Raw genomic sequence first — 8,573 nt, 5'->3', positions numbered from 1 at the left:
TTTAGCAGATGGAGTGATGCTGTGAGCCAGTTGAAAGATATTCGCAGACAATTGCAGAAAGAGTTAGGCCAGAGAGAAGTAAATTTGCTGCAAAAAGGTTATTTTCGGGCGGCAGTGGTAGTGCCGTTGTTGGAGATGCACGGTGAACCGACGGTTCTCTTCCAGGTACGTTCTAGCCAGATGTCGTGGCAGCCGGGCGATATTTGCTTTCCTGGCGGGCGAGTGCAGATGGACGAGACGCCTTGCCAAGCGGCCCGGAGGGAAATGGCGGAAGAGCTGGGCGTAGATGAAGATTGCCTAGACTTGTTAGGCGAATTGCCGGAAGTGGCGAGCCCGATCGGGGTGTGGCTGCATCCCTATGCAGGGGTACTTCGAGATTGCCGGAATCTGGAATTGCAAGCAGAGGAAGTAGCAGAGATCTTTTGCATCCCTCTTGCAGAACTGCTGGCGATGACGCCGGAAGTGGGACGCATGGAAATGGCGACAAAACCTATGCCGGGATTTCCGCACCATTTACTCCCTGAGTATTCCAAAGAATGGCGGCGTCGAGGTGAATATGACGTTTATTTTTACGTTTGGAAGGAACGGGTCATCTGGGGTTTGACGGCGCAGGTACTGAAAAATTTTTTGGATGTGTGCCGCAAGGCACAGGCATAAAAATAAAACCGCCGCAAAGGCGGCGGTAAGTTTCTTAGGCATGTGAAGGTAAAGTTGCAATTTGCCAGTCTTGGCCGTGAATGAAATCGTTGTAGATTTCCGTAAGGCTTTCAAAAACAGAGGCGCGTTTGATAGTTCGTTTTCTTGTGAGGACTGCGAATTTGAACCAATTTCCTTCGCGGGATAACTGCACCAAAGTTTGGTTGATGCGCAATAAAATACTTTTGCTGGGAGACTGCAAGAGAGCGTCTTCCAACTTACGGACGGCAGGTCCGTCGAGAGGCGGGAGCACGCGGGCTGTAGTTTCTTTCATGACGCATGCACTTCCTTATTTCATATTGGGAACCCTATGGCGGTTCCTTAAGGCTTGGCAGTATTATACCATAGCAGCGCATTTCTTTCATTTGAGAAAAACGTCGCGAAATGAAAGAGCAAGGCTGTTGATTGAGAATAGCATAGCTAGAGAGGCGCTGTGTAATTTTCAGATAAAATAGATTTTAGGGCTAAATTAGTGCTAAGTGTAAAAATAGCAGAACCTAAGGAGGTACTGAAAATGCAGACAAAGGTGTTTGGCGTAGAAGGCATGAGCTGCGGGCATTGCCAGCAAGCCGTGGAAGCAGCGGCCTTAGCTGTTACTGGAGTCCAGAAAGCGACAGTGCAGTTGGAGGATAAAACGTTGACGGTGACCTATGACGAAAGCAACTTTCAAGTGGTGGAACTTGTTGCGGCTATTGAAGATGCGGGATTTGAAATGGGACAATCTTGACGGTGATGAGTCTTTTTTGATATAGTAAGGGAAGCCCCCAGACGAGGGGGCTTCTTTTGTAATGGAATTTGCAGACAGCGCCGAAAGGAGGATTTGCTTCGTGCCTAATCTGGAGCAACGGTTGGAGCAGCGGCGTGTATCGAAAAATAGAGAGCAAAAAAAGAGTTTGATTAAATGGGCGGCGCTTTTTTTAGCGGTCTTTTTTCTTACGTTAGGAGTTGCCTTTCTCTGGTTTTCTTCCGGTGCGTTAAACGGAAACAAACAGAAAAAAGCGGATGACAAATTTTTGGCATTTCAGGATAAGATTAATATTATGGTAATGGGGGTTGACGAGCGGGCCGATGATGTGGGGCGTTCCGATACTCTGATGGTTTTGACGATTGATACGAAAACCAAGGGCGTTTCGATTGTAGCCATTCCCAGGGATTCACGTGTAAAAATACCGGGCCATGGCTATGATAAGATTAATCATGCTTATGCTTTGGGGGGCCATTCTTTGTCAAAGCAGGCGGTAGAACTGCTGCTGGGAGTCCCGATCGATCATTATATTATCGTCAACATAGCTGGCTTTAAGCGGATTGTAGACGCTGTAGGCGGCTTGGATATTGATGTGGAAAAACGTATGTATTACAGCGATCCCTGGGATGATGACGGTGGTTTGTTCATTGATTTGCAGCCGGGGATGCAGCATTTGGATGGCAAAACAGCCATTCAGTATGTACGTTATCGTGATGAAGAAGGCGATATCGGCCGGGTGGAGCGGCAGCAGCATTTTCTGCGGGCGTTATTGGATCAGTTGGCAAGTCCTGGGGTGATTCCTCGGATTCCAGGGATTATTCAAAGCGTCAGCAATGCGGTGAAGAGTGATTTGTCGACAGCAGAGATGCTGAATTTGGCCAAAATTATTAAAGATGCCAAGACGCAAGGGCTGCAATCTTATATGGTCCCCGGCAAACCAGCTTATATTGAAGATATCAGCTATTGGCTGCCTGATATTGTCGCTTTGCGGCAGCATATGGCGCAGGTCTTGGGCGCTTCAGCCAGTGAACGGTATCAAGCAACTACGCGGCAGGAAGCCGATGAATACGCAGGAACCCTACCGAAAAATATCAAAGTAGTGGATGCACCTAAAAGCCCGACAAAACCGAATGACACGACAAGGGCGACCGAGCCTGTGAGTCCGAAAACCCCGACGGCGACCGGACGAATTCGTGTTAGTATAGTCAATGGCAGCGGCAGCGCCGCTGCTGGAGATAGAATGGCGGCTACCTTGCGTCGCCAAGGGTTTGACGTGGTTGGCGTTTCCTTTGGTTCGGCGCGCAGTAACACCGTTGTTATCAGTAATTCCAATGACAACAGCGTTATAAATAGGTTAAATAGCTTGCCTTTTGATTATGCCTTGCAAATCAGCCGCAATGAAGGCGGCAGTACCCAAGCGACAGTGATTGTCGGTAAGGATTTTGCCGAACGCTGATGGCTTCGGGGAGGTGTAGGACCATGGTTTTATACCCAATTAATCTGCATTTGGCCGAGTGTCCGGTTTTGGTAGTTGGCGGAGGTCAGGTGGCGGAACGAAAAATAAATACCTTGGTAGCTGCCAAAGCTGCTATTACCGTTATCAGCCCGGAGCTTACGCCCGGGCTGCAGGTGTTGGTGAAAAATGGGGCTATTCGATGTTGGCCGCGTACGTATGAGACTGGCGATACAGAGCCTTTTTTTCTTGTGTTTTGCGCGACAAATCGGCGCGAGGTAAACCAAAACGTGGCTAGGGAGGCTCGCGAACGGGGCAAACTGGTCAATGTAGCAGATGGACCGGAGGAAGGAAATTTCAGCCTTCCAGCACAGGTGCGCCGCGGAGATTTGCTGCTGACTGTTTCAACCGGCGGGCAGAGCCCGGCGCTGGTTCGCAAGCTGCGTCGGGAGCTGGCGGAACGCTATGGGCCTGAATATGGGGCGCTGCTTTTGTTGTTAGGACGCATTAGAGAGGAAATGAAAGAGCATTTTGCCACGTCTCGTGAGCGTGAGCTTTTTTGGCGCTCGGCGTTGACTGACGAGGTACTAGACGAGTTAAGGTCTGGAAATTTGAAAGAGGCGGAGGAACAGATTCGACATGCAGCTAGTGGTATTGGGACTCAACCATAAAACCGCGCCTGTTGAGGTACGGGAATGCTTTTCTTTTTCTGAGGAGCAATTGCGTCTGGCTTTAAGGCGCCTTAGGGATCAGGAAATCGTCGAGGAATGTGTGTGGCTGTCTACGTGCAACCGGACGGAGCTATATGCCATTGTTGAGGATGCGGAAGAAGCCTATGAGCCTCTGAAAGAGGTGATGACGCGCATGGCCACAGGGCAGCAGCGCCCGGATGATTATGTCTTTTATCATTGTGATCAAGATTGCATTAAGCATCTCTTCCGAGTGTCCTCGAGTTTGGATTCGCTGGTAATTGGCGAAGGGCAAATTTTGAGTCAAGTAAAAAAAGCGTATTCCATGGCACGAGATGCAGGTACCACTAGCACGGTGTTGAATACGCTGTTTCACCGGGCGATTACGGTAGGTAAAAAAGTGCGAACCGTGACTCGCATTGCTTATAATGCCGTATCGGTGAGTTATGCTGCTGTAGAAATGGCTAAAAGCGTTTGCGGCGAGATGGAGAAAGTGAAAGTCTTGCTGTTGGGCGCGGGGGAAATGGGAGAACTGACCGCGAAGCACTTAGTGGCCAGCGGCGTGCAAACTGTATTTGTATCGAATCGCCGTTATGAGCGGGCGGTGGATTTGGCGAAACGTTTTCATGGCGAGGCTGTCCCCTTTGAATCCTTTTTGCAGCGCGCCGTTGATGCGGACATTATCATTACCTCTACAGGGGCGCCGCATTACATGATTCGCGCCTGGGATATGGCGCACATTATGCCGAAACGCCAAGGGCGGCCGATTGTATTGATCGATATTGCCGTGCCGCGGGACGTAGAGCCAGAGACAGCGGCCATTCAAGGCGTGACCTTGTATAATATTGATGATTTGGAAGCGGTTGTTGAATCCAACTTGCGCCTAAGAGAGCAGGAAGCGAAAGCCGCTGAGGAAATTATTGAAAAAGAGCTGACTGAGCTTGTGTCGAAGTTTCGCTACCTGTCCTTTCAGCCTGTTATGGCGCGTTTAGCGGACAAGGCGGAGCATATTCGTCAGCGGGAAATGAAACGCGCCTTGACGAAACTGCCGGATTTACCGCCGGAAGAGATGAAAATCATGGAGAGCATGTCACGCATGATTATTCGCAAGATGCTGCGCGACCCCATGGTTCGCCTCAATCAGGCTGCAGGCAGTGAACAGGAAGAATACTATCTGGAAGCCATTCGGGAATTATTCAAATTGGATGCAATAGGAGAGGGGAAACATTGTGAGGCAAAGGCTTGTTATCGGTACGCGCGGCAGTAAGCTAGCTCTTTGGCAGGCGGAACACATTGCAGAACGCCTGCGGCAGGAGCATGCCGGGCTGGAAGTAGAGTTGAAACGAATTGTTACGACCGGCGATAAAGTATTGGATGTGCCTTTGGCCAAGATTGGCGGCAAGGGCTTGTTTACCAAAGAGTTGGAAGTGGAAATGCTAAGCGGGCAGATTGACTTGGCGGTACATAGCTTGAAAGATATGCCGACAGAGCTGCCGGAAGGCTTATGCCTAGCGGCCATTACCGAACGGGCTGACGCTGGCGATGCCTTGGTCAGCCGTGAGTATGCTTCCTTAGAAGCATTGCCATTGGGCGCCACGCTGGGAACGAGCAGTCTGCGGCGCAAAGCGCAGCTTTTGCGGTTGCGGCCGGATTTGAAGATGGTTGACCTGAGGGGCAATTTAGATACGCGCCTGAAGAAAGTGCAAACGGGAGAGCTGGACGCTATTGTGCTGGCGGCAGCGGGGCTGAAGCGTTTAGGCTGGGAGCAGGAAATCGCGGAAATCTTAAAACCGGAAATCTGCTTGCCTGCAGTGGGACAAGGCTGTCTGGCAGTGGAAGCGCGAGCTGATGATGCTGAGGTTTTGTCGTTGCTGGCGTTTTTAAATCATAAGCCTTCAAGAGTGGCTGCAGAAGCGGAACGGGCTTTTTTACGCGAAGTGGAAGGCGGCTGCCAGGTGCCTGTAGGCGTATATGCTCAAGAAGAGCAAGGTCAGCTGACGGTTACAGCGGTTATACTGACTTTGGATGGCAAAGAATGCTTAAAAGCCCAGAAATCAGGCTGTAACGAGGATGCGGCAAAACTAGGAGTTGCCTTGGCCAAGCAATTATTGGCTGCAGGGGGCAAAGAGATTTTAGCGGAATTGATGCAAAGCGAGGGAGTATAGATGACACAGCCAACAGTGTATTTGGTCGGAGCTGGCCCTGGAGATTATAAATTGATTAGCGTGCGCGGTCTGGAACTCATTCAGCGAGCGGAAGTGCTGGTGTATGACCGACTGGCTGATGAGCGTCTGCTTGGTCATGCTAGAAAAGACGCGGAGTTTATTTACGTGGGTAAAGCCTCCAGCAATCATGCCATGCGCCAAGAGGATATCAACCAGCTTTTAGTGGACAAGGCGAAGGAAGGCAAGGTGGTAGTCCGCCTTAAAGGGGGCGACCCCTTTGTTTTCGGCCGCGGCGGCGAAGAAGCGCTGACCTTGCGCGCTGCTGGCATTCCTTTTGAAATCGTGCCTGGCATTACTTCGGCTATTTCGGTTCCGGCTTATGCGGGTATTCCGGTTACCCACCGAGGTATTGCCACTTCCTTTGCAGTAGTGACTGGTCATGAGGATCCTACTAAAGGGGAATCTTCTATGCGTTGGGATAAATTGGCTACAGGGACAGATACGCTGGTCTTTTTGATGGGCGTAGAAAACCTGCCTCATATTACGGCCAAGCTGATGGAACATGGACGCTGCGGTGAAACACCGGCCGCGGTCATTCGCTGGGGTACTAAAGCGGAGCAGGAAGTGTTGGTGACGACTGTGGCGACGGCAGCAGCCGATGTGGCGGCAAAGGGTTTGACGCCGCCAGCTATCTTTTTGGTAGGGGATGTTGTTTCTCTGCGGGACGAATTGGCATGGTTTGATCAGCGCCCTTTATTCGGACAGAAGGTGTTGGTGACGCGGGCGCGCGAGCAAGCCAGCTTGCTTACGGCACGCTTGGAAGAATTAGGCGCTCAATGTGTGGAAGCGCCGGCCATTCAGATTCAACCGCCTGCAAGCTATGAGCCAATGGATGCGGCTATTCGGGAGTTGCAAGGTTATGACTGGCTCATTTTTACCAGCGTCAACGGTGTAGAGTATTTCTTCAATCGCTTGGCGGAGCAGGGCAAAGACTCTCGGGCGCTGGCAGCCGCCAAAGTAGCGGCTATTGGCGTAGCAACGGCGAGCAAGCTGGCGGCTTATGGAATTCAAGCGGATGTAGTGCCGGTGGAGTTTAGGGCGGAAGGTATTATTGAAGCCCTAGAGGGAAAAGTGAAGCCAGGTATGCGCGTGCTGATCCCCAGGGCCACTGTAGCTAGGGAGTTGCTGCCTGAGCAGTTGCGCGACCAAGGATTATCGGTGGATGTGGTCCCTGCGTACCGTACGGTAACCGCGAAGGCGGACGGTGAGGGCCTAAAAGCTTCCTTGGAAGCGGGAGATTTTCAATGGGTGACCTTTACAAGTTCTTCTACAGTAACGAATTTGTTGAAGCTATTGGGCGAAGATGGCGCAGCCTTGCTGAAAAAAGCGAAGGTGGCTTGCATCGGCCCGATCACGGCGGAGACTTGCTTGGAACATGGCATTGGACCGGACGTTATGGCCGGAGAATATACGATCAAGGGACTGGCGGAAGCCATTCTTACATTTTACGGCAAGGAGATGTAATTCATGTACCATCCGTATTTGCGTCCTCGGCGACTGCGCGTTAGCGAAGGCTTGCGCGCTATGGTGCGGGAGACGGTGCTTCACGTAGAGGATTTGGTATATCCGTTGTTTTTAGTACCTGGAGAGAAAATTAAAAAGGAAATTCCTTCTTTGCCGGGGCAATATCACTTATCAGTGGATCAAGCGGTGCTGTTGGCGCAAGAGGCATGGAATTTGGGGATTCGCTCGGTGCTGCTTTTTGGGCTTCCGTCTTATAAGGACGAGCAGGGCAGCAGCGCCTGGGACTTGCAGCAGCCGGTACAGCAGGCCATGACGGCGATTAAAAAAGCCTTGCCGGAGATGGTGGTTATTGGCGATGTTTGTCTTTGTGAATATACCAGCCACGGTCATTGCGGGCTGTTGGACGGCGAAACCGTGGATAATGACCCGACCCTGGCTCTTTTGGCCAAGGTAGCGGTCAGCCAGGCTCAAGCCGGCGCGGATATTGTCGCTCCTTCAGATATGATGGACGGTAGGGTGCAGGCCATTCGCGAGGCATTGGATGACGCTGGCTTTGCGCAGGTGTCGATCATGAGTTATGCGGTGAAATACGCTTCCGCCTATTATGGGCCATTTCGGGACGCTGCGGATTCAACGCCGCAATTTGGGGACCGCCGCAGCTATCAAATGGACCCGGCCAATGCCAGGGAGGCGCTGCGCGAAGCGGCTCTAGATGCGGAAGAAGGAGCAGACTTTCTGATGGTCAAGCCGGCGTTAGCGTATCTGGATATTGTGCGTCAGATCAAGGATACGTATTTGCTGCCGTTGGCAACGTATAATGTCAGCGGTGAATACGCCATGGTCAAAGCTGCAGCGCAGCAGGGCTGGATTGACGAGAAGAAAATTGTTCTAGAAACGTTGGTTTCGATGAAACGAGCCGGAGCGGATATTATTATTACCTACCATGCCATGGACGCAGCCAAGTGGCTGCTAGAGAATCAGTAAACAAAAGAGAGGTAAGTACTATGAGCTTTTCTTTGCAGCGATCCCAAGAAGCCTTTGTTGCAGCTAAAGCCTGCATTCCCGGAGGGGTAAACAGCCCGGTGCGTTCGTTTCGCAGCGTTGGCGGGACGCCTCCTTTTATTGCGCAAGCGCAGGGCGCCTATATAGAAGACATTGACGGCAATCGTTATATTGACTACATTGGCTCCTGGGGGCCGATGATTTTGGGTCACGCCCACCCGCAAGTCACTGAAGCGCTGGAGAAGGCGATTCGGAAAGGCACCAGCTATGGCGCGCCGACGCTGTTGGAAACAGAGCTG

Annotated in this window: 10 protein-coding genes; 9 read left to right on the top strand and 1 reads right to left on the bottom strand. The window is 51.5% G+C overall.

Annotation, left to right across the window (positions count from 1 at the left end; genetic code table 11):
• The coding region (locus PHF27_RS11995; protein ID WP_363320060.1) for a CoA pyrophosphatase at window positions 1–657 on the top strand (657 nt) is incomplete at its 5' end.
• A gap of 34 nt (window positions 658–691) precedes the next feature.
• Here the strand turns inward: PHF27_RS11995 and PHF27_RS11990 are convergent.
• Window positions 692–970: a hypothetical protein gene (locus tag PHF27_RS11990; protein WP_300070359.1), complete on the bottom strand. Its 279-nt coding sequence runs from the start codon at window positions 968–970 to the stop codon at window positions 692–694.
• A gap of 240 nt (window positions 971–1,210) precedes the next feature.
• On the opposite strand from PHF27_RS11990, the gene PHF27_RS11985 reads away from it, so the two are divergent.
• The 8 genes from PHF27_RS11985 to PHF27_RS11950 all read left to right on the top strand — a co-directional run.
• Entirely contained in the window at window positions 1,211–1,423 is a 213-nt protein-coding gene (locus PHF27_RS11985) for a cation transporter (protein WP_300070357.1), read from the top strand.
• A 100-nt stretch (window positions 1,424–1,523) separates the two neighbouring features.
• Window positions 1,524–2,897 (top strand): LCP family protein, encoded by a 1,374-nt coding sequence (locus PHF27_RS11980; RefSeq protein ID WP_300070354.1) that lies wholly within the window; start codon window positions 1,524–1,526, stop codon window positions 2,895–2,897.
• 23 nt (window positions 2,898–2,920) lie between these two features.
• Window positions 2,921–3,565 carry a bifunctional precorrin-2 dehydrogenase/sirohydrochlorin ferrochelatase gene (locus PHF27_RS11975; RefSeq protein ID WP_300070352.1) on the top strand — a complete coding sequence of 215 codons (645 nt, stop codon included), beginning with the start codon at window positions 2,921–2,923 and terminating at the stop codon, window positions 3,563–3,565.
• The gene (gene hemA / locus PHF27_RS11970; RefSeq protein ID WP_300070350.1) at window positions 3,534–4,850 is read left to right on the top strand and encodes a glutamyl-tRNA reductase; all 1,317 of its coding nucleotides are present in this window, start codon (window positions 3,534–3,536) and stop codon (window positions 4,848–4,850) included. Before PHF27_RS11975 ends, hemA begins: the two co-directional genes overlap by 32 nt.
• Complete coding sequence (gene hemC / locus PHF27_RS11965) at window positions 4,810–5,748, top strand: hydroxymethylbilane synthase (protein ID WP_300070362.1); 939 nt, start codon at window positions 4,810–4,812, stop codon at window positions 5,746–5,748. Before hemA ends, hemC begins: the two co-directional genes overlap by 41 nt.
• On the top strand, window positions 5,749–7,272 hold the full coding sequence (gene cobA, locus PHF27_RS11960; RefSeq protein WP_300070348.1) for a uroporphyrinogen-III C-methyltransferase: 1,524 nt from the start codon (window positions 5,749–5,751) through the stop codon (window positions 7,270–7,272). It abuts the gene before it with no gap.
• A 3-nt stretch (window positions 7,273–7,275) separates the two neighbouring features.
• A complete protein-coding gene (hemB, locus tag PHF27_RS11955) occupies window positions 7,276–8,256 on the top strand; it encodes a porphobilinogen synthase (protein ID WP_300070346.1) in 981 nt (326 codons plus the stop codon).
• 20 nt (window positions 8,257–8,276) lie between these two features.
• Window positions 8,277–8,573, top strand: a 297-nt coding sequence (locus PHF27_RS11950) for an aminotransferase class III-fold pyridoxal phosphate-dependent enzyme (protein ID WP_300070344.1), incomplete at its 3' end; no start/stop codon positions are given.

Origin of the sequence: Anaeromusa sp., assembly GCF_028691475.1 — a bacterium.
GTDB lineage: Bacteria > Bacillota > Negativicutes > Anaeromusales > Anaeromusaceae > Anaeromusa.
The sequence above is the reverse complement of the archived record's forward strand: the minus strand, read 5'-3'. Positions and strand labels throughout refer to the sequence as shown.

Coding starts and splice junctions, on each gene's coding strand:
- PHF27_RS11990 (WP_300070359.1), bottom strand. CDS start 970: ATGAAAGAAACTACAGCCCGCGTGCTCCCGCCTCTCGACGGACCTGCC.
- cobA (WP_300070348.1), top strand. CDS start 5,749: ATGACACAGCCAACAGTGTATTTGGTCGGAGCTGGCCCTGGAGATTAT.
- hemA (WP_300070350.1), top strand. CDS start 3,534: ATGCAGCTAGTGGTATTGGGACTCAACCATAAAACCGCGCCTGTTGAG.
- PHF27_RS11985 (WP_300070357.1), top strand. CDS start 1,211: ATGCAGACAAAGGTGTTTGGCGTAGAAGGCATGAGCTGCGGGCATTGC.
- PHF27_RS11975 (WP_300070352.1), top strand. CDS start 2,921: ATGGTTTTATACCCAATTAATCTGCATTTGGCCGAGTGTCCGGTTTTG.
- hemB (WP_300070346.1), top strand. CDS start 7,276: ATGTACCATCCGTATTTGCGTCCTCGGCGACTGCGCGTTAGCGAAGGC.